Consider the following 18,597-nt stretch of genomic DNA (forward strand, 5'->3'; position numbering starts at 1 on the left):
AATGAATGCAAAACGGGCCGGTGTGAAGTCACACCAGCCCGTGAACGGTGCTAAAGCGGAGATTATGCCGCCGGCGAAGCAGGCGCCGGCGCGTTGCCGGGCTTCACCTCGGCACTGCTGCCGCCACCCGACGAATCGCCGCCGACAGCCGGCGAGCTCTTCGGCGAGCGCGGCGGACGGCCTTCCATGATGTCGTTGATCTGATCGGCGTCGATCGTCTCCCACTCCATCAGCGCAGCGGTCATCGCCTCGACCTTGTCGCGGTTCTCGTCGAGCAGGCGGCGCGCAAGGCCGTACTGTTCGTCGAGCACGCGGCGGATTTCCGAATCGACCTTCTGCTGCGTCGCTTCCGAGATCGTGCGCGTGAAGCCACGGCCGAACGGCGATGCGTCGTTCTCGTCGTCGACGTAGACCATCGGTCCGAGCGCATCGGTCATGCCGAAACGGGCCACCATCGCGCGCGCCGTCTGCGTTGCCTTGTTGAAGTCGTCCGATGCACCGGTGCTGACGAGGTTCATGAACAACTCTTCCGCCACCCGGCCACCGAACAGGATCGCGAGGCGGTCCATCAGGTAGTCCTTCGAGTACGTCTCGTTGTCATGCTCGGGCAACTGCCACGTGACACCCAGCGCGCGACCGCGCGGAATGATCGTGACCTTGTGCACTGGGTCGGCCTTCGGCAGCAGCTTCGCGACCACCGCGTGGCCCGACTCGTGGTAAGCGGTTGCGCGCTTCGCCTCTTCGCGGATCACGGCCGACTTGCGTTCCGGACCCATGAAGATCTTGTCCTTCGCGTCCTCGAAATCCTGCATTTCGACGATACGCTTGCCACGACGTGCGGCGAACAGTGCAGCTTCGTTCACGAGGTTCGCGAGATCAGCGCCCGAGAAGCCCGGCGTGCCGCGCGCGATGACTGCCGCATCGACGTCGTTCGAGATCGGTACCTTGCGCAGGTGCACGCGCATGATCTGTTCGCGGCCGCGGATGTCCGGCAGACCGACGTAGACCTGGCGGTCGAAACGGCCCGGACGCAGCAGCGCCTTGTCGAGCACGTCGGAACGGTTGGTTGCGGCGATCACGATCACGCCCGAATTCGCCTCGAAGCCGTCCATCTCGACGAGCATCTGGTTCAGCGTCTGTTCGCGCTCGTCGTTGCCGCCGCCCATGCCGGCGCCGCGATGACGGCCGACCGCGTCGATTTCGTCGATGAACACGATACAGGGTGCATGCTTCTTCGCCTGTTCGAACATGTCGCGCACACGAGCCGCGCCGACGCCGACGAACATTTCGACGAAGTCCGAACCCGAGATGCTGAAGAACGGCACCTTCGCTTCACCCGCGATCGCGCGGGCCAGCAGCGTCTTGCCGGTACCCGGAGGGCCGACGAGCAGCACGCCGCGCGGAATGCGACCGCCCAGCTTCTGGAATTTCTGCGGATCGCGCAGGAAGTCGACGAGCTCGGACACTTCTTCCTTCGCTTCGTCGCAGCCCGCGACGTCGGAGAAGTTCACCGCGTTGTTGTTCTCGTCGATCAGCCGCGCACGCGATTTGCCGAACGAGAACGCGCCGCCTTTGCCGCCTCCCTGCATCTGCCGCATCATGTAGAACCAGAACACGATGATCAGGATTGTCGGCCCGAGGTAGTACAGCGCGGACATCAGCGCGTTCGGCTCGTCGTCGGCCTTGCCGCTGACCTGCACGCCGTACTTCATCAGATCGCCAACCATCCAGATGTCGCCGGGCGACACGATCTGGTATTTCTGGCCATCAGCCGGAGTGACGGTGAGGTTGCGCCCCTGAACGATGACGTTCTTGACCTTGCCGCTCTTGGCGTCGTCCATGAACTGCGAATAGGACACGCCTTCCTGAACGCGGGGCTTGTCGAACTGCTTGAACACCGTAAACAGCACCAGTGCGATCACCAGCCACACCGCTGCCTTCGAAAACATATTGTTGTTCAAAGCACCACTCCTTCACTCGTAGACGAGCGCCTACATTTTCCTTGCGGCGCCCCTCGGTCATTCTAATCCAGTCCGACCACCCTCGCCATAAGCATTGACAACCGCCGCGATAGCGCTTCGCTTGTCTGGCAAGGGCCGGAGCCCGTTTGCGGCACCTCGCTGCGCATCAGCGCGGATGCTTCAGATGCCGACCCAAAATGAACGTTTCGGACGATTTGTCGCGGGACGCCTTCGGCTTGCGCGGCGCGACGGTCTTAAACTGCTGTTTGAATTTCTCGACGATCTGGCTGTAGCCGCTGCCGTGAAAGCATTTCACGAGCAGCGCACCGTCCGGCTTCAGATGATTCTGCGCGAATTCGAGCGCCAGATCGCACAGATGCTCGATGCGCGCCGCGTCCGCCGAGGCCACGCCTGAGAGGTTGGGGGCCATGTCGGAAATAACAAGGTCCACCGCGCGGCCTTCGAGCAATTCCTCGAGCTGATGAAGAACCTCGTCCTCGCGGAAGTCGCCCTGCAGGAAGTGGACGTCTGCGATCGGCTCCATCGGCAGGATGTCGAGCGCGACGATCGTGCCGTCGATGCCGCCTTCGCGCTCGGTGTCGCGCTTCTTGCCCTGCGCGAGCTTGTTGCGGGCATACTGGCTCCAGCTGCCCGGCGTCGCGCCGAGATCGACGATCACCTGGCCTGGACGGATCAGCTTGTCCTGCTCGTCGATTTCCTTCAGCTTGTACGCGGCGCGCGCGCGATAGCCCTCCCGCTGCGCCATTTTGACGTACGGGTCGTTGATGTGGTCGTGCAGCCAGTGCTGGTTGAAGCGGTTTTTTGCCATTCGAGAGAGAGATTGCTGCCAATTGCTTCGTGAAGCCGCGCTTTTAGCGGATAATACGCGTCTTCTTCGCGCGGCTGCGGCCCCTTTTCAGGCCCAAGCCGCGATTTTACGTGGTTTCGGCGCACGGCTGACGCGGTAACTTACCGCGATCGCTATTCAGTCAGCGCGCCCTTATTAAGATTTCGACATTTCCATGCCCGCCCTTTCGCTTTCTCCCGCCGAGCGCTCCGCGCTGCGCTCCCAGGCCCATGCGCTCAAGCCCGTCGTGCTGATCGGCGCCGAAGGGCTGACCGACGCCGTGCTGAAGGAAATCAAGGTGCACCTGAACGCGCACCAGTTGATCAAGATCCGCGTGTTCGGCGACGAGCGCGACGAACGCATCGCGATCTACGACGAGATCTGCGATCGCCTGAGCGCGGCGCCGATCCAGCACATCGGCAAGCTGCTGGTGATCTGGAAGCCCGAAGCCGCCGCAGCGGCCCCGGCCCGCGGCCGTCGTGCCGGCACGCTGCCGAGCGCGGCCGAAGCCGTCGACGACAAGAAAGGCCGTGCACCGCGCACCGTCAAGGTCGTCAAGGTGTCGCCGAACGCAAGCCCCGTGCGTCGCCCGAAGCCGACGAAGGTTGTCGTGCGCGGCAACGAGCGCGTGACGGCAGGCGGTAACGTGAAACGCGCCAAGAAGCGCCAGGCCAGCACGAAGCGTCCGTTCCAGGACAAGTAAGCATCGGGGCGGCACGGCTACGCCGTACCGCTTCCCTGCCCGCGGGCCCGGTATCGACCGGGCCTGCGCGGCACTCGCGTCAGGCGTCGCGTGCCGGCAGACGCCAGATCAGCATCAGCCCCAGCACGCTCTCGACGAGGTAGAACACGCTCGAGACGCCGTGCAGCATCCCGAAGCGGCTCGCATACGGCGAGTTCGCGATATCGGTGCCCGCGTCCATCGCGGCAACCCGCAGCGCGTTCATGAACGGCTGCAGCGCGAAATACCCGACCAGCACACATACGACCATCGCGGCGACGACCCAGCGCACGCGGCGATATTCGCTGCTGCCACGTCGAACCTGCTGGTTCGACAGCGCGAGCAGCAGCACGCCGCATACGACACCGAGGATCGCCTCGATACGGAACAACTGGGCGGCGACCGAACCGGCCGTCATCCGCTCCAGCGTCTTGAACAGCACGGGCGCGACCGCATACCCGATCGTCAGCAGGCTGCCGACCCATACGGCCGACAGCAAACGGAACACGCGATGCGGCATCGTGTCGCCCCGCTTCAGATGTAGCTGACCGAGATGATTTCGTACTCGCGCACGCCGCTCGGCGCCTGCACGGCCGCGACGTCGCCTTCGGTCTTGCCGATCAGTGCGCGCGCGATCGGCGAGCTGACCGAGATCAGGCCGTGATCGATGTCGGCTTCGTCGTCACCGACGATCTGGTACTTGACCGTGTCGCCCGACTCGAGATCCTCGAGTTCGACGGTCGCGGCAAACACCACACGACCATCGGCGTCGAGCACCGTGGGATCGATGACTTGCGCGGCGGACAGCTTCGATTCGAGTTCCGCGATGCGACCCTCGATGAAGCCCTGCTTTTCCTTCGCAGCATCGTATTCGGCGTTTTCGGACAGATCACCCTGTGCGCGGGCCTCCGCGATCGCGTTGATCACGGCCGGCCGCTCGACGGACTTGAGGCGCTGCAATTCATCGCGCAGTTGACCTGCGCCACGCTTTGTCAACGGAATGGTGCTCATAAACGGCTCAATCGCTAAAAACGGCTATAAAAAAAATCACCGCGATTAAGCGCGTTTCCGATGCACTGGAAACACCGCCTAATCGCGGCACGTATTGCTTCAACAGGAAACTGACTGCTTAGTTTAGGCGAGCGTGAAGACCTTGTAAATCATAGACTTCCAGATCCTTCAGGTAGCGCAAGCCTTCGACCGCCGCGCGCGCGCCCGACATCGTCGTGTAGTACGTGACCTTGTGCGCCTGCGCGCTCATGCGGATCGAACGCGAATCGGCGATCGCCTGGCGCGTTTCGTCGACCGTCGTGAACACGAGTGCGATCTCGCCGTTCTTGATCATGTCGACGATGTGCGGACGGCCGTCCTTCACCTTGTTCACGACCTTCACCGGCACGCCGGCCGCTTCGATCGCGGCAGCCGTGCCCTTCGTTGCGACGATCGGGTAGCCGAGGTCGTGCAGCATGCGCGCGACTTCGACTGCCTTCGGTTTATCCGCGTCCATCACGGTCAGCAGCACCGTGCCCGACTCCGGCAGGCGCGAACCGGCCGCGAGCTGCGACTTGAACAGCGCTTCGCCGAAGGTCTGGCCGACGCCCATCACTTCGCCGGTCGAACGCATTTCAGGCCCGAGGACCGGATCGACGGTCGGGAACTTGACGAACGGGAACACGGCTTCCTTCACGCTGAAGTACGGCGGCACGACTTCCTTCGTCACGCCCTGCTGCGCGAGCTTCTGGCCGACCATCGCGCGCGCCGCGATCTTCGCGAGCGGCAGGCTGGTCGCCTTCGACACGTACGGCACCGTGCGCGACGCGCGCGGGTTCACTTCCAGCACGTAGATGATGTCCTGCTTCGAACCGTCCGCCTGCGGCACCTGCTGGATCGCGAACTGCACGTTCATCAGGCCGACCACGTTCAGCGCCTTCGCCATCGCGCCCGTCTGGCGCTTCAGCTCGGCCACGGTTTCCTTCGACAGCGAGTACGGCGGCAGCGAGCATGCCGAGTCGCCCGAGTGGACGCCCGCCTGCTCGATGTGCTCCATCACGCCGCCGATGAACACGGCTTCGCCGTCGCAGATGCAGTCGACGTCGCACTCGATCGCGTCATTCAGGAAGCGGTCGAGCAGCACCGGCGAATCGTTCGACACCTTCACGGCCTCGCGCATGTAGCGTTCGAGGTCACGCGGCTCGTGGACGATTTCCATCGCGCGGCCGCCCAGCACGTACGACGGGCGCACGACCAGCGGATAGCCGATTTCCTCGGCGAGCTTGAGCGCTTCGTCTTCGGCGCGTGCGGTGCGGTTCGGCGGCTGGCGCAGGCCGAGGTCCTGCAGCAGCTTCTGGAAGCGTTCGCGGTCTTCGGCCGCGTCGATCATGTCCGGCGACGTGCCGACGATCGGCACACCATGCGCCTCGAGGTCGAGCGCGAGCTTCAGCGGCGTCTGGCCGCCGTACTGGACGATCACGCCGACCGGCTTTTCCTTGTCGACGATCTCGAGCACGTCTTCGAGCGTCAGCGGCTCGAAGTACAGGCGGTCGGACGTGTCATAGTCGGTCGACACCGTTTCCGGGTTGCAGTTGACCATGATCGTTTCGTAACCGTCCTCGCGCATCGCGAGTGCGGCGTGCACGCAGCAGTAGTCGAACTCGATGCCCTGGCCGATCCGGTTCGGGCCGCCGCCCAGCACCATGATCTTCTTGTTGGTGGTCGGCTGCGCCTCGCACTCTTCCTCGTAGGTCGAGTACATGTACGCCGTTTTCGTCGCGAACTCGGCCGCGCAGGTGTCGACGCGCTTGTACACCGGGCGCACGTTGAGTTCGACGCGGCGCTTGCGGACATCTTCCGGCGTCGCGCCGAGCAGCTTCGCGAGGCGGCGGTCGGAGAAGCCGCTCTGCTTCACGTAGCGCAGCTCGTCGAACGACAGCGACGCGAGCGTGCGGCCCGACAGCGCCTTTTCCTTCAGGATGATCTGCTCGATCTGCTCGAGGAACCACGGATCGATCGCGGTTTCCTGGAAGATTTCCTGGGCCGTCATGCCGATGCGGAATGCATCGCCGACATACCAGATGCGATCCGGGCCCGGCTCGTGGATCTCGATCGCGATCTCGTCGCGGTTGGTCGACTTCTCGTCGAGACCGTCGACGCCCACTTCGAGGCCGCGCAGCGCCTTCTGGAACGATTCCTGGAACGTGCGGCCGATCGCCATCACTTCGCCGACCGACTTCATCTGCGTCGTCAGGCGCGAATCGGCTTCGCGGAATTTCTCGAACGCGAAGCGCGGGATCTTCGTGACGACGTAGTCGATCGTCGGCTCGAACGATGCCGGCGTCTGGCCGCCGGTGATTTCGTTCTTCAGCTCGTCGAGCGTGTAGCCGACTGCCAGCTTCGCCGCGACCTTCGCGATCGGGAAGCCCGTCGCCTTCGACGCGAGCGCCGACGAACGCGACACGCGCGGGTTCATCTCGATGACGACCATGCGGCCGTCCTTCGGGTTGATCGAGAACTGCACGTTCGAGCCGCCCGTGTCGACGCCGATCTCGCGCAGCACCGCGAGCGATGCGTTACGCAGGATCTGGTATTCCTTGTCGGTGAGCGTCTGCGCCGGCGCGACCGTGATCGAGTCGCCGGTGTGCACGCCCATCGGGTCGAGGTTCTCGATCGAGCACACGATGATGCAGTTGTCGGCGCGGTCGCGCACGACTTCCATCTCGTATTCCTTCCAGCCGAGCAGCGACTCTTCGATCAGCAGTTCGCGCGTGGGCGAGAGATCCAGACCGCGCTTGCAGATCTCTTCGAACTCTTCGCGGTTGTATGCAATGCCGCCGCCCGAGCCGCCGAGCGTGAACGACGGACGGATCACGACCGGGTAGCCGCTGCCGCCCGTCTCAGCCATGATCTCGGCTTGCACCTTGGTCGCCTCTTCCATCGAGTGCGCGATGCCCGACTTCGCGGAACCGAGACCGATCTTGGTCATCGCTTCCTTGAACTTCTGGCGGTCTTCCGCCTTGTCGATCGCTTCCGGCGACGCACCGATCAGCTCGACGCCGAACTTCTCGAGCACGCCGTGGTGGTGCAGGTCGAGCGCGCAGTTCAGCGCGGTCTGGCCGCCCATCGTCGGCAGGATCGCGTCCGGGCGCTCCTTCTCGATGATGCGTGCGACGACTTCCCACGTGATCGGCTCGATGTAGGTCACGTCGGCCGTGTTCGGGTCGGTCATGATCGTCGCCGGGTTGCTGTTGACGAGAACGACCTTGTAGCCCTCCTCACGCAACGCCTTGCAAGCCTGCGCGCCCGAATAGTCGAACTCGCACGCCTGGCCGATGATGATCGGGCCGGCGCCGATGATGAGGATGCTCTTGATGTCTGTGCGTTTTGGCATGGCTTGTGAATTCAATAAGTAATCGTTGTCGTGGGTCGGCCGGCAGCGCTCAGCTCATGGTCGCGAGCGCAAGCTTCACCGAGAAACCGATGAACAGGCCGCCCACGCTGCTCGCCGCGCCTGCCGCAAGCTTGCGGCGGCGGCGGAAATGCTCGGCGAGCCGCGCGCCCGCGAAGATCAGCGTGCTCAGGTACAGGAAGCTCGCGCATTGCGCGATCGCCCCGAGCACGACGAACGACAGCGCGGGATGCGGAAATGCCGGGTCGACGAACTGGATGAAGAACGAGATGAAGAACAGGATCGCCTTCGGATTCAGCAGGCTCACGATCAGCGCCTTGCGGAACGGCCGCTCGCCGTCGACCGCGGGCGTTGCCTCGGCCGGCGCATTCGCCGGCGCGCGCAGCTTCTGCCACGCGCTGCGCAGCATGCCGGTGCCGATGTAGAGCAGATACGCGGCGCCGCCGTACTTGACGACGGAGAACAGCAGCGGGTTCGCCTTCAGCAGCGACGCGACGCCCGCGGCGGACAGCACCATCAGCACCGTATCGCCGACGAATACGCCGCAGGCCGCGCGATAGCCGGCCTTCACGCCGCGCTGCGCCGCGAGCGACAGCACGTACATCGAGTTCGGCCCCGGCAGCAGGATGATGAAGATCACGCCGAACACGTAGGTCCAGATATCCGTGATGCCGAGTGCGTGGCCGAACATGATGTGAATCTCCCGTCCTTCGGTTGCGTCAGTGACTTAGGCGTTGCGCTGCTTCGCCGCGTCCATCAGCGCGGTGAAACGGTCGAACAGGTAGCCGATGTCGTGCGGGCCGGGTGACGCTTCCGGGTGGCCCTGGAAGCAGAAGGCCGGCTTGTCGGTCAGCTCGAAGCCCTGCAGCGTGCCGTCGAACAGCGACACGTGCGTCACGCGCGCGTTGGCCGGCAGCGAATCGGCGTCGACCGCGAAGCCGTGGTTCTGCGACGTGATCACGACACGGCCGTCGCCCAGATCCTTCACCGGATGGTTCGCGCCGTGGTGGCCCGTCTTCATCTTCAGCGTCTTCGCACCGACCGCGAGGCCCATGATCTGGTGGCCGAGGCAGATGCCGAAAGTCGGCACGCCGCGCGCGATGAATTCCTTCGTGGCCGCGATCGCGTAATCACACGGTTCCGGATCGCCGGGGCCGTTCGACAGGAAGATGCCGTCCGGATTCAGCGCGAGCGCGTCTTCCGCACTCGCCTGTGCCGGCAGCACCGTCACGTGGCAGCCACGCTCCGCGAGCATGCGCAGGATGTTGTACTTGACGCCGAAATCGTAGGCGACGACGCGGTACTTCGGCGCTTCCTGCATGCCGTAGCCGCCTTCGAGGCGCCATTCGGTCTGCTTCCACTCGAACGGCTTCGTGGTCGACACGACCTTCGCGAGATCCATGCCCGCGAGGCCCGGGAACGAGCGTGCAAGCTCGATCGCCTTCGCTTCGTCGTCCGAGCCCGTCAGGATGCAGCCGTTCTGCGCGCCCTTGTCGCGCAGGATGCGGGTCAGCTTGCGGGTGTCGATGCCGGCGATCGCGACGACGCCTTCGTCGCGCAGGTAGTCGCCGAGCGTGCGGTCCATGCGGAAGTTCGATGCGAGCGTGGGCAGATCACGGATGATCAGGCCGGCGGCATGGACTTTCGTGGCTTCGACGTCTTCGGCGTTGACGCCGACGTTGCCGATATGCGGATAGGTGAGCGTGACGATCTGGCGCGAGTAGCTCGGATCAGTCAGGATTTCCTGATAGCCGGTGATCGCGGTATTGAACACGACTTCGCCGATCGTGTGGCCTTCGGCCCCGATCGAATAACCACGAAAGACCGTGCCGTCGGCGAGTGCAAGCAAGGCGGGAGTAAAAGACGGCAACACGGGAGGCTCCTTGGGGAACACCCTGCTGCCGACCTGTTTACCCTGCCGCGCGAGCGCCGCGCTGCGTGGGCGCGCGTGGTCGCTAGCTGGACGCGGCCTGCGTTGTCGAGGCGCGAAGCCGGCGCGTGGCGCACGAGGCTTCGCGGCATCGCCCGGCAGGCGGCGTGCGGCGGATGAACGGGATGAATGAGGTAGGCGCTAGGGTGCGAGGTTGATCAGCACAAACTTTCAAATTATAGCCTGAAAATGGCCCTATCTTCAATCGATATGGCCGTCCGATCGTGCGCGCGCGACGCGCGGCGGCGCGAAGCAACGCGCTGCGGCCCCGTTTGCGCGGCCGCCCTACCCCCAGCGTACCGCCGGATCAGTGCGCTTGACCAGCGCCGCGCGCGGGCCATACGTACCAGACCGCACTCGCGAGCTGCAGCGCGAGCAGCACACCCCATGCGGTGAAGTGCGCGGCGGCCGGATAGCGGCCGTCGACCGCCTGCCAGTGCGACAACACCGCGCCGACTCCGATCTGGAACGCAAAGATCAGCAGGAAGATCACGAGCGTGAGCGTGGTGTTCGCGCGGCCGATCAGATGCGCGGGAAAATGCCCGGCCATCACCGCATAGGTCAGGATGCCGACGCCGCCGAACATCCCGTATGCGGCCCACAGCACGGCCGGCGGCAGCGGCACGCGCGCCACGATCGCGGCCTGCGTCGCGACGAACAGCGCCATCCCGACGCCGCAGAATGCGTACACGGACACGCCGCGCCGCTCGAGCACGCGCGCCGCTGCGCCGAAGCCGACGCAGCCGGCCATCATCGCGAAGCCGAGCACCGACACGAGGCGCGCCGCATGCGGCGCATCGAACCCCGCGACGTCGCGCAGGTACGGCCCGACCCACAGCGACTGCATCGCGTAGAACACACCCTGCGTGACGACGGAGAACGACGAGATCTTCCAGAACGCACGGCTGCTCAGGATATGCCACGTGCCCTTGAACTGGCTGACGAGCCCGCCCTGGTGGCGCACCTGCTTCGCTTCCGGCGCGCCCAGGCCGATCGATACCGCGACAGCCACCGTCAGCACGGCGAGGCCGAAACAGATCGCGCGCCAGCTCGTCCAGCCGAGCAGCCAGGTCAGCGGCGAGCCGACCATCACGCCGCCGAGGCCGCCCACGGCCATCACGAGGCCGTTGACGAGCGGCAGCCGGCCGACCGGGAAATGCTGCGCGAGCGCCTTGAACGCCGCGCCGAGACACACCGACACGCCGACACCGATCAGCAGCCGGCCGACCATCATCGTGCCGAGGCTGTGCGCGGCGCCGAACACGGCCGCACCGGCGGCCGCGAACAGCAGCATGCCGGCCGTCACGCGGCGCGGGCCGAAGTGGTCGAGCATCACGCCCGCCGGGATCTGCGCGCCCGCGAAGCCGAGGAAATAAAGACTCGTGAGCAGGCCGAGATCGGCGGCCGACAACCCGAGCTCGTGCGTGACGAACGGCGCGAAGCCCAGATTGACGCCGCGAAACACGTACGACACGAAATACCCGACCGAAAACAGCGCGAGCACCCTCACCTGCACCGACGACATCGCTTCCCCTTGTTATATGAAGACATTCAAGGCGGCGCCCCCGCGCCGCGCACAAACAAAAACGCCGTCACCTTGGTGACGGCGTTTCGTCGCATTTCGTCGGATGATAACGCAATCGCACGAACCGGGCCGGCCGCGCAATGCGCTCGCGACTGCGTTACTTCTTCTTGCCCTTGTGCGCAGCGGCCTTGGCCGGCGCCGCTTTCGCGGGAGCCGCCTTCGCCGATTTGGCCGCGCCGCGCTTCGCGCCGTGCGACTTGCCGCCCACCGCCAGGCTCGCGCGCTCGATGTGCGCCCCGCCGGCCGACGTCGCGATCCGCTCCGGGCCCGGCTCCGCCGGCACCGAGCGGCCGACCGGCACGTGCAACACGAGCGCCTGGCCCGGCATCGCCAGATCGCGATGCGTGCGGTTCCACGCCTTGAGCTGGCCGACCGACACGCCGTAGCGGCCGGCGATCGCCGCCATCGACTGCTTGCGGCGCACGCGGATCAGCATCTTGCGGGTGTCGGGTACATCGGGCTCCATCGCGAGCGCACCGTTTTCGGCGACGTCGGCGCTGATGTCCTCGTCGTCGTCATCGCCGCGCGGCACGACGATCGTCGAGCCCGGCTTCAGGCGCATGCCGGCCGGAATCTTGTTGACCGACATCAGCGTATCGGCGTCGACGCCGATCTTCTCGGCGATCGCGGCCGGGCGCGCACGTTCGCTCACCGTGTAGGTGGTCCACGTCGACAGCTGGCCGTTGTAGGCCTTCAGGTTCTTCTCGAACGCCGACGCGTTGTCGAACGGCAGCAGGATCTGCGGCTCGGTCGCGCCGAGGATCACCGGCTTCGAGAACGACGGGTTCAGCGAGCGGAATTCGTCGAGCGGCAGGTTCGCGAGCTTTGCCGCCACCGCGACGTCGATGTCGCGCGACGTCGTGACCGTCACGAAATACGGGTGGTTCGGAATCTCCGGCAGCGTCAGGCCATACTGCTGCGGGCTTGCGATGATGTTCTTCACCGCCTGCAGCTTTGGCACGTAGTTGCGCGTCTCGTTCGGCATCCGCAGGCTTTGGTAGTCGGTCGGCAGACCGGCCGCCTGGTTGCGCGCTATCGCGCGCTGCACGTTGCCCTCGCCCCAGTTGTACGCGGCCAGCGCCAGGTACCAGTCGCCGAACATGTCATGCAGGCGCGACAGGTAGTCGAGCGCGGCGCTCGTCGACGCGAGCACGTCGCGGCGCTCGTCCTGCCACATGTTGCGCTTCAGGTTGTACGTGCGACCCGTGCCGGGCATGAACTGCCACATGCCGGCCGCCTTCGCGACCGACAGCGCCTGCGGGTTGTACGCGGACTCGATGAACGGCAGCAGCGCGAGCTCGGTCGGCATGTGACGCGCCTCGAGCTCCTCGACGATGTGATACAGGTACTTCTGCGAGCGCTCGGTCATGCGCTGCACGTAATCGGGACGCTGCGTGTACCAGGTCGTCTGCATGTCGACGAGGTCGCTCTGCAGGTCGGGCATCTGGAAGCCGCGGCGAATGCGTCCCCACAGATCGGAGTCGGCACTGGTCAGGTCGCCGACGGATTGCTTGTCGACGTCGACAGTTTCTTTGGCGGTGGCTGATTTACGGAGGTAGTTGGACGTCGCCTGCGAATCGGCGGCGTTGTTGGCGACAGGGGCCTGGCTCGCACAAGCGGCGAGTAGCAGGACCACCATCGCACTCAATATAAGTCGCATGAAAATCTCGGCTTCCGACGGCTGGAAATTGCAGGCGATACTACGGAAGTGCGTGCTTCACGTCAATAAAAACACCGAAAACTCAGCGAAATCCTACATTTGGAGCAATTTTTACAGACACCGCTTGAGCTTTGGAGTCCTCCGGAAAACGTCATCGGAACCGGTTTTTCCACTCGCGCATCAGCGTGAATGCCGCCAGACGATCCGGCACTGTTTCGTGCAGCTCGGCCTCGAGCGTGGCATGAATGGCCGCGCTGTCCGCCCGCATGAACGGGTTAACGGCACGCTCGTGAGCGATCGTAGTGGGCAGCGTCGGCACGCCCCGCGCGCGCAGCGCCTGCGCTTCGTCACGCCACGCAGCGAGCGCCGCATTGCCGGGCTCGCATGCGAGCGCGAAGCGAATATTGGACAGCGTGTATTCGTGCGCACAATGCACGTGCGTGTCGCCCGGCAGCGCCGCGAGCGCGTCGAGCGACGCGAGCATCTGCGTGGGCGTGCCTTCGAACAGGCGGCCGCAGCCGCACGAGAACAGCGTGTCGCCGCAGAACACGTGCGGCGCCGCGTTGCACTGCCCTGCCGCCTGGAAATAGGCGATGTGGCCGCGCGTGTGACCGGGCACGTCGAGCACGTCGAATGCGACGGCCGGTGCGTCGAGCATCACGCGATCGCCGCCCGAAAGTGGCCGCGTGACCACGCCGATCGCTTCGGCCGCGGGACCGAAAACGACCAGCGGAACATCGGCCGGTTGGCTATTGCGCAGCGCCTCGACACCGCCGACGTGGTCGGCGTGGTGGTGCGTGAGTAAAATAGCGGTCAACCGCCAGCCTCGTTCGGCAAGAACCCGGCGCACCGGCGCGGCTTCACCCGGATCGACGGCGATTGCATCGCGGCCGTCCGAGACGAGCCAGATATAGTTGTCTTCGAATGCCGGAACCGGCACGTATTCCAGCTCGTTCATGGGCGCGCAATCATCGTTATGTCTGATCGTCAAATTATAGACTGGCCCGCCTGGACCGACTCGCCGCCCGGCCGCTATGTGCTGGGCTGGGAGCAGGCGCAGCTCGACCGGATCGTGTCCGACGTCTTCGGGTTCCACGCGCTGCAGCTCGGCCTGCCGCAGCTCGACGCGTTGCGCGAGAACCGCATGCCGTATCGTGGCCTCGTGCTCGATCCGGCAAGCGGCGCGAGCGCGCCCTATCAGTATCCGTGGGCCCGCGAAGCCCATTCGCCCGAGCATGCACCAGCCGATCGAAGCACGACCTGGTGCGACCTGCTCGACCTGCCGTTCGAGTCGCAGAGCGTCGACCTGATCGTGATGCCGCACACGCTCGAATTCACGTCCGACCCGCACCGCCTGCTGCGCGAGGCCGAGCGCGTGCTGATGCCGGAAGGCCAGCTCGTCATCACCGGCTTCAATTCGCTCAGCCTGTGGGGCATGCGGCAATCGTTCGGGCGCATGGCGAACCGTCCGTTCGTGCCGGCCACGCGCGACCAGATCGCGTTCATCCGGCTCAAGGACTGGATCAAGCTGCTCGGCTTCGACCTCGAACGCGGCCGCTTCGGCTGCTACCGGCCGCCGCTCGCCACCGACAAGTGGCTGGCCCGCTGCGGCTTCATGGAGTCCGCCGGCGACCGCTGGTGGCCGATCTTCGGCGCCGTCTACATGGTGACGGCCGTCAAGCGCGTGCGCGGCATGCGTCTCGTCGGCCAGATCAAGATGAAGAAGCCCGTGCTCGCACCGGGCCTGACGCCGGCGGCCTCCCCGACCACCCATCAAGAGCATTCATGACTACCGATACCATCGACATCTATACCGACGGCGCCTGCAAGGGCAACCCCGGCCCCGGCGGCTGGGGCGCACTGATGCGCTACGGCGACAAAGAGAAGGAGCTGTTCGGCGGCGAGCCGAACACGACCAACAACCGTATGGAGCTGATGGGCGTGATCGCCGCGCTCGAAGCGCTGAAGCGCCCGTGCCAGGTGATCGTGCATACCGACTCGCAATACGTGCAGAAAGGCATCAGCGAGTGGATCCACGGCTGGAAGAAGAAAGGCTGGATTACCGCGGCGAAGACGCCCGTGAAGAACGCCGACCTGTGGAAGCGGCTCGACGCGCTCGTCGCGCAGCACGAGGTCGAGTGGCGCTGGGTCAAGGGCCACGCGGGCCATCCCGAAAACGAGCGCGCGGATGCGCTCGCGAATCGCGGCGTCGAATCGCTCACGGCCTGAACGCGGGCCGCCCCCTTGTTTTCTACGTTTTCCCCGACATGCGCCAGATCATTCTCGATACCGAAACCACCGGCCTGAACGCCCGCACGGGCGACCGCCTCATCGAAATCGGCTGCGTCGAGCTGCTGAACCGGCGGCTCACCGGCAACAACCTGCACTTCTACGTGAACCCCGAGCGTGACAGCGACCCGGGCGCGCTGGCGGTGCACGGGCTCACGACCGAATTCCTCAGCGACAAGCCGAAATTCGCGGAAGTCGCCAACCAGATCCGCGACTTCGTGAAGGACGCCGAGCTGATCATCCACAACGCGCCGTTCGACCTTGGCTTCCTCGATGCCGAATTCGCGCGGCTCGACCTGCCGCCGTTCACCGAACAATGCGGCAGCGTGATCGACACGCTCGTGCAGGCCAAGCAGATGTTCCCCGGCAAGCGCAACTCGCTCGACGCGCTGTGCGACCGCTTCGGCATCAGCAACGCGCACCGTACACTGCACGGCGCACTGCTCGACTCGGAACTGCTCGCCGAGGTGTATCTCGCGATGACGCGCGGCCAGGACAGCCTCGTGATCGACATGCTCGACGACGGGGGCGCCGACGGCGGCGCGGCGAACGGTCAGCGCGTGTCGCTCGCCGCGCTCGACCTGGCCGTGGTGGCCGCGAGCGACGACGAACTCGCCGCGCACCAGGCGCAGCTCGACGAGCTCGACAAGTCGGTCAAGGGCACCTGCGTATGGCGCGCGTCGGCCGACGCGGGCGCCGCCGAAACGGCCTGACACACGTGGCACGCGGCACGCGCCGCGGCCGTGCTCACGCGCGCGGCTGCAGCGCGATGACCGCCATTCCGCCGAGCGCGAGCGCTGCGCCGGCCACATCCCAGCGGGTCAACGCGACACCGTCGACCACCCGCAGCCAGACCAGCGCTACCGCGATATACACGCCGCCGTACGCGGCATAGGTGCGCCCCGCCGCACTCGGGTGCAGCGTCAGCAGCCACGCGAACAGCGCGAGCGACAGCGCGGCCGGCACCAGCAGCCATACCGGCCGGCCCTCCTTCAGCACGAGCCACGGCAGGTAACAGCCGACGATTTCGGCCAGCGCAGTGGCGGCAAACAGCGCCGCGATCCTCATCAGTTCGGTCATCCGGTTCCTCGCGAATTCAGCCCCCGTCACCAGGGCGGCACGGCCCCGCCGTGCGCCGCCGATCATACCCGAGCCGCCCCCGCCGGACGCCCCGCCAGACGGGCGTTTCCCAGCAATTTGCGCGATCATCCGTCATCGTGCTATCATGTCGCCTGTTTCAACATTCAATCTCTGTCTATTCGATTTCGAGAGAAGTCCGTCCGCGCGTTGCGGGCCGGGCCTTCGACCGAAATTGCACCCACAGGAAAGCCCGCCCGACAGGCCCGCTTTTCTCGTTTCGTTGCCCCTCCGGGGCGTTGCCGGAACGCCGGACACACCGTCCGCACCGGTATCTGCCGCCTGCATCACGCGGCCCATTCTTCATGAGCGCACTGTCGCGACGGCCCATCGGGCCCGCGTCGAAGCAGCCCCTTACGGCCCTTTATCGCCTTTTGTGCAGTAAGTGCTTAATGGCCTGCCCCGACGCGCCGCACACGACACCGCGCTCGCCGGCAAACCGTGTCGGACGGCCCGCCCGTTCGGCGCAGTCAAAGGAGTGCATGACCTTGACCGCAACACACGTCAGCCCGACCGCTGTCTCTTCCTCCGCTTCGTCGTCCGGCGAAGCCCCGCTCGTCGCGGACGACATAACCGTCGTCGACCAGAGCCTCCTCAAGCGCGCCGTCAGCGCAATGGCCATCGGCAACGCGATGGAATGGTTCGACTTCGGCGTCTACAGCTACATCGCCGTCACACTCGGCAAGGTGTTCTTCCCGTCCAGCAGCCCGTCCGCGCAGCTGCTCGCCACCTTCGGCACATTCGCGGCCGCATTCCTCGTGCGCCCGCTCGGCGGCATGGTGTTCGGCCCGCTCGGCGACCGCATCGGCCGCCAGCGCGTGCTCGCCGCCACGATGATCATGATGGCCGTCGGCACCTTCGCGATCGGCCTGATCCCCAGCTACGCGTCGATCGGCATCATGGCGCCCGTGCTGCTGCTCGTCGCCCGCCTCGTGCAGGGCTTCTCGACCGGCGGCGAGTACGGCGGCGCCGCCACCTTCATCGCCGAATTCTCGACCGACAAGCGCCGCGGCTTCATGGGCAGCTTCCTCGAATTCGGCACGCTGATCGGCTATGTGATGGGCGCCGGCGTCGTCGCGCTGCTCACCGCGTCGCTGTCGCAGGAAGCGCTGCTGTCGTGGGGCTGGCGCGTGCCGTTCCTGATTGCAGGCCCGCTCGGCCTGATCGGTCTCTACATCCGGATGAAGCTCGAGGAAACGCCCGCGTTCAAGCGCCAGGCCGAAGAGCGCGAAGCGCAGGACAAGGCCGTGCCGAAAGCGCGCTTCCGCGACACGCTGATGCGCAACTGGCGTGCGCTGCTGCAGTGCGTCGGCCTCGTGCTGATCTTCAACGTGACCGACTACATGGTGCTGTCGTACCTGCCGAGCTTCATGTCGTCGACGCTGCACTTCGACGAATCGCACAGCCTCGTGCTCGTGCTGATCGTGATGGTGCTGATGATGCCGCTGACGCTCGCCGCCGGCCGCCTGTCCGACCGGATCGGCCGCAAGCCCGTGATGCTCGCCGGCTGTGTCGGCCTGCTCGTGCTGTCGATCCCGTCGATGATGCTGATCCATGCGGGCACCACCGCGTCGGTGTTCGGCGGCCTGCTGATCCTCGGCGTGCTGCTGTCGTGCTTTACCGGCGTGATGCCGTCGGCACTGCCGGCGCTGTTCCCGACCGAGATCCGCTACGGCGCGCTCGCGATCGGCTTCAACGTGTCGGTGTCGCTGTTCGGCGGCACGACGCCGCTCGTCACCGCGTGGCTCGTCGACGTGACCCACAACCTGATGATGCCCGCGTACTACATGATGGGCGCCGCCGTGATCGGCATCGTGTCGGTCGTCGCGCTCGCCGAAACCGCGCGCCAGCCGCTCAAGGGCTCGCCGCCGGCCGTCGCGACGCGCCGCGAAGCCCACCAGCTCGTGCGCCAGATGCGCGAGGACGACGATTCCGGCATGTACCCTGTCGTATCGACCGCGCGCGCCTGAGCGTCGCCCATGAAAAAGCCCCGGCCGAAGCCGGGGCCCGATCGAACCCCATCCGCCCGACCGGCTTGCGCCGGCCGGGCTTTTTTTCATTCATG

At 65.6% G+C, this 18,597-nt stretch carries 16 protein-coding genes; 5 read left to right on the forward strand and 11 right to left on the reverse strand.

Annotated elements, in window-relative coordinates:
- Positions 1-62: 62 nt before the first annotated feature.
- Entirely contained in the window at positions 63-1,961 is a 1,899-nt protein-coding gene (ftsH, locus tag HAV18_RS29395; protein ID WP_166963140.1) for an ATP-dependent zinc metalloprotease FtsH, read from the reverse strand.
- Positions 1,962-2,127: 166 nt separating this feature from the next.
- A complete protein-coding gene (locus tag HAV18_RS29400; protein ID WP_166963142.1) occupies positions 2,128-2,790 on the reverse strand; it encodes an RlmE family RNA methyltransferase in 663 nt (220 codons plus the stop codon).
- A 193-nt stretch (positions 2,791-2,983) separates the two neighbouring features.
- Here HAV18_RS29400 and HAV18_RS29405 point away from each other — a divergent pair, with 193 nt between their 5' ends.
- Positions 2,984-3,511 (forward strand): YhbY family RNA-binding protein, encoded by a 528-nt coding sequence (locus HAV18_RS29405; protein ID WP_166963144.1) that lies wholly within the window; start codon positions 2,984-2,986, stop codon positions 3,509-3,511.
- A 79-nt stretch (positions 3,512-3,590) separates the two neighbouring features.
- On the opposite strand, the gene HAV18_RS29410 is transcribed toward HAV18_RS29405, so the two are convergent.
- The 8 genes from HAV18_RS29410 to gloB all read right to left on the reverse strand — a co-directional run bounded on the left by HAV18_RS29410 (position 3,591) and on the right by gloB (position 14,064).
- Positions 3,591-4,049, reverse strand: coding sequence for a DUF4149 domain-containing protein (locus HAV18_RS29410; protein WP_021163361.1), 459 nt, complete (start codon positions 4,047-4,049; stop codon positions 3,591-3,593).
- 14 nt (positions 4,050-4,063) lie between these two features.
- A complete protein-coding gene (gene greA / locus HAV18_RS29415; protein WP_166963146.1) occupies positions 4,064-4,540 on the reverse strand; it encodes a transcription elongation factor GreA in 477 nt (158 codons plus the stop codon).
- A 118-nt stretch (positions 4,541-4,658) separates the two neighbouring features.
- Positions 4,659-7,913, reverse strand: a complete 3,255-nt coding sequence (gene carB, locus HAV18_RS29420; RefSeq protein WP_166963155.1) for a carbamoyl-phosphate synthase large subunit — start codon at positions 7,911-7,913, stop codon at positions 4,659-4,661.
- A gap of 49 nt (positions 7,914-7,962) precedes the next feature.
- Positions 7,963-8,622 carry a leucine efflux protein LeuE gene (leuE, locus tag HAV18_RS29425; RefSeq protein WP_166963157.1) on the reverse strand — a complete coding sequence of 220 codons (660 nt, stop codon included), beginning with the start codon at positions 8,620-8,622 and terminating at the stop codon, positions 7,963-7,965.
- 36 nt (positions 8,623-8,658) lie between these two features.
- On the reverse strand, positions 8,659-9,804 hold the full coding sequence (gene carA, locus HAV18_RS29430; RefSeq protein WP_166963159.1) for a glutamine-hydrolyzing carbamoyl-phosphate synthase small subunit: 1,146 nt from the start codon (positions 9,802-9,804) through the stop codon (positions 8,659-8,661).
- A 364-nt stretch (positions 9,805-10,168) separates the two neighbouring features.
- Positions 10,169-11,386, reverse strand: coding sequence for a nitrate/nitrite transporter (locus HAV18_RS29440; RefSeq protein ID WP_166963160.1), 1,218 nt, complete (start codon positions 11,384-11,386; stop codon positions 10,169-10,171).
- A 157-nt stretch (positions 11,387-11,543) separates the two neighbouring features.
- Entirely contained in the window at positions 11,544-13,106 is a 1,563-nt protein-coding gene (locus HAV18_RS29445; protein WP_166963161.1) for a transglycosylase SLT domain-containing protein, read from the reverse strand.
- 151 nt (positions 13,107-13,257) lie between these two features.
- Positions 13,258-14,064, reverse strand: a complete 807-nt coding sequence (gloB, locus tag HAV18_RS29450; RefSeq protein WP_166963162.1) for a hydroxyacylglutathione hydrolase — start codon at positions 14,062-14,064, stop codon at positions 13,258-13,260.
- Between the two features lie 18 nt (positions 14,065-14,082).
- On the opposite strand from gloB, the gene HAV18_RS29455 reads away from it, so the two are divergent.
- The 3 genes from HAV18_RS29455 to dnaQ are packed head-to-tail and all read left to right on the forward strand — an operon-like array spanning position 14,083 to position 16,108.
- Positions 14,083-14,895 carry a class I SAM-dependent methyltransferase gene (locus tag HAV18_RS29455; RefSeq protein ID WP_166963164.1) on the forward strand — a complete coding sequence of 271 codons (813 nt, stop codon included), beginning with the start codon at positions 14,083-14,085 and terminating at the stop codon, positions 14,893-14,895.
- The gene (gene rnhA, locus HAV18_RS29460) at positions 14,892-15,335 is read left to right on the forward strand and encodes a ribonuclease HI (RefSeq protein ID WP_011351593.1); all 444 of its coding nucleotides are present in this window, start codon (positions 14,892-14,894) and stop codon (positions 15,333-15,335) included. Before HAV18_RS29455 ends, rnhA begins: the two co-directional genes overlap by 4 nt.
- A 38-nt stretch (positions 15,336-15,373) precedes the next feature.
- Positions 15,374-16,108, forward strand: a complete 735-nt coding sequence (dnaQ, locus tag HAV18_RS29465) for a DNA polymerase III subunit epsilon (RefSeq protein WP_166963166.1) — start codon at positions 15,374-15,376, stop codon at positions 16,106-16,108.
- Between the two features lie 34 nt (positions 16,109-16,142).
- On the opposite strand, the gene HAV18_RS29470 is transcribed toward dnaQ, so the two are convergent.
- Positions 16,143-16,475 (reverse strand): YnfA family protein, encoded by a 333-nt coding sequence (locus HAV18_RS29470; protein WP_122944979.1) that lies wholly within the window; start codon positions 16,473-16,475, stop codon positions 16,143-16,145.
- 539 nt (positions 16,476-17,014) lie between these two features.
- Between HAV18_RS29470 and proP the strand changes: the two genes are divergently transcribed.
- Entirely contained in the window at positions 17,015-18,502 is a 1,488-nt protein-coding gene (gene proP, locus HAV18_RS29475) for a glycine betaine/L-proline transporter ProP (RefSeq protein ID WP_166963167.1), read from the forward strand.
- Positions 18,503-18,597 lie beyond the last annotated feature (95 nt).

It is taken from the genome of Burkholderia sp. D-99 (assembly GCF_011605345.1).
In the GTDB taxonomy this organism is placed as follows: domain Bacteria; phylum Pseudomonadota; class Gammaproteobacteria; order Burkholderiales; family Burkholderiaceae; genus Burkholderia.

Coding starts and splice junctions, on each gene's coding strand:
- HAV18_RS29400 (WP_166963142.1), bottom strand. CDS start 2,790: ATGGCAAAAAACCGCTTCAACCAGCACTGGCTGCACGACCACATCAAC.
- HAV18_RS29405 (WP_166963144.1), top strand. CDS start 2,984: ATGCCCGCCCTTTCGCTTTCTCCCGCCGAGCGCTCCGCGCTGCGCTCC.
- HAV18_RS29410 (WP_021163361.1), bottom strand. CDS start 4,049: ATGCCGCATCGCGTGTTCCGTTTGCTGTCGGCCGTATGGGTCGGCAGC.
- greA (WP_166963146.1), bottom strand. CDS start 4,540: ATGAGCACCATTCCGTTGACAAAGCGTGGCGCAGGTCAACTGCGCGAT.
- carB (WP_166963155.1), bottom strand. CDS start 7,913: ATGCCAAAACGCACAGACATCAAGAGCATCCTCATCATCGGCGCCGGC.
- leuE (WP_166963157.1), bottom strand. CDS start 8,622: ATGTTCGGCCACGCACTCGGCATCACGGATATCTGGACCTACGTGTTC.
- HAV18_RS29440 (WP_166963160.1), bottom strand. CDS start 11,386: ATGTCGTCGGTGCAGGTGAGGGTGCTCGCGCTGTTTTCGGTCGGGTAT.
- HAV18_RS29445 (WP_166963161.1), bottom strand. CDS start 13,106: ATGCGACTTATATTGAGTGCGATGGTGGTCCTGCTACTCGCCGCTTGT.
- gloB (WP_166963162.1), bottom strand. CDS start 14,064: ATGAACGAGCTGGAATACGTGCCGGTTCCGGCATTCGAAGACAACTAT.
- HAV18_RS29455 (WP_166963164.1), top strand. CDS start 14,083: ATGTCTGATCGTCAAATTATAGACTGGCCCGCCTGGACCGACTCGCCG.
- rnhA (WP_011351593.1), top strand. CDS start 14,892: ATGACTACCGATACCATCGACATCTATACCGACGGCGCCTGCAAGGGC.
- dnaQ (WP_166963166.1), top strand. CDS start 15,374: ATGCGCCAGATCATTCTCGATACCGAAACCACCGGCCTGAACGCCCGC.
- HAV18_RS29470 (WP_122944979.1), bottom strand. CDS start 16,475: ATGACCGAACTGATGAGGATCGCGGCGCTGTTTGCCGCCACTGCGCTG.
- proP (WP_166963167.1), top strand. CDS start 17,015: ATGACCTTGACCGCAACACACGTCAGCCCGACCGCTGTCTCTTCCTCC.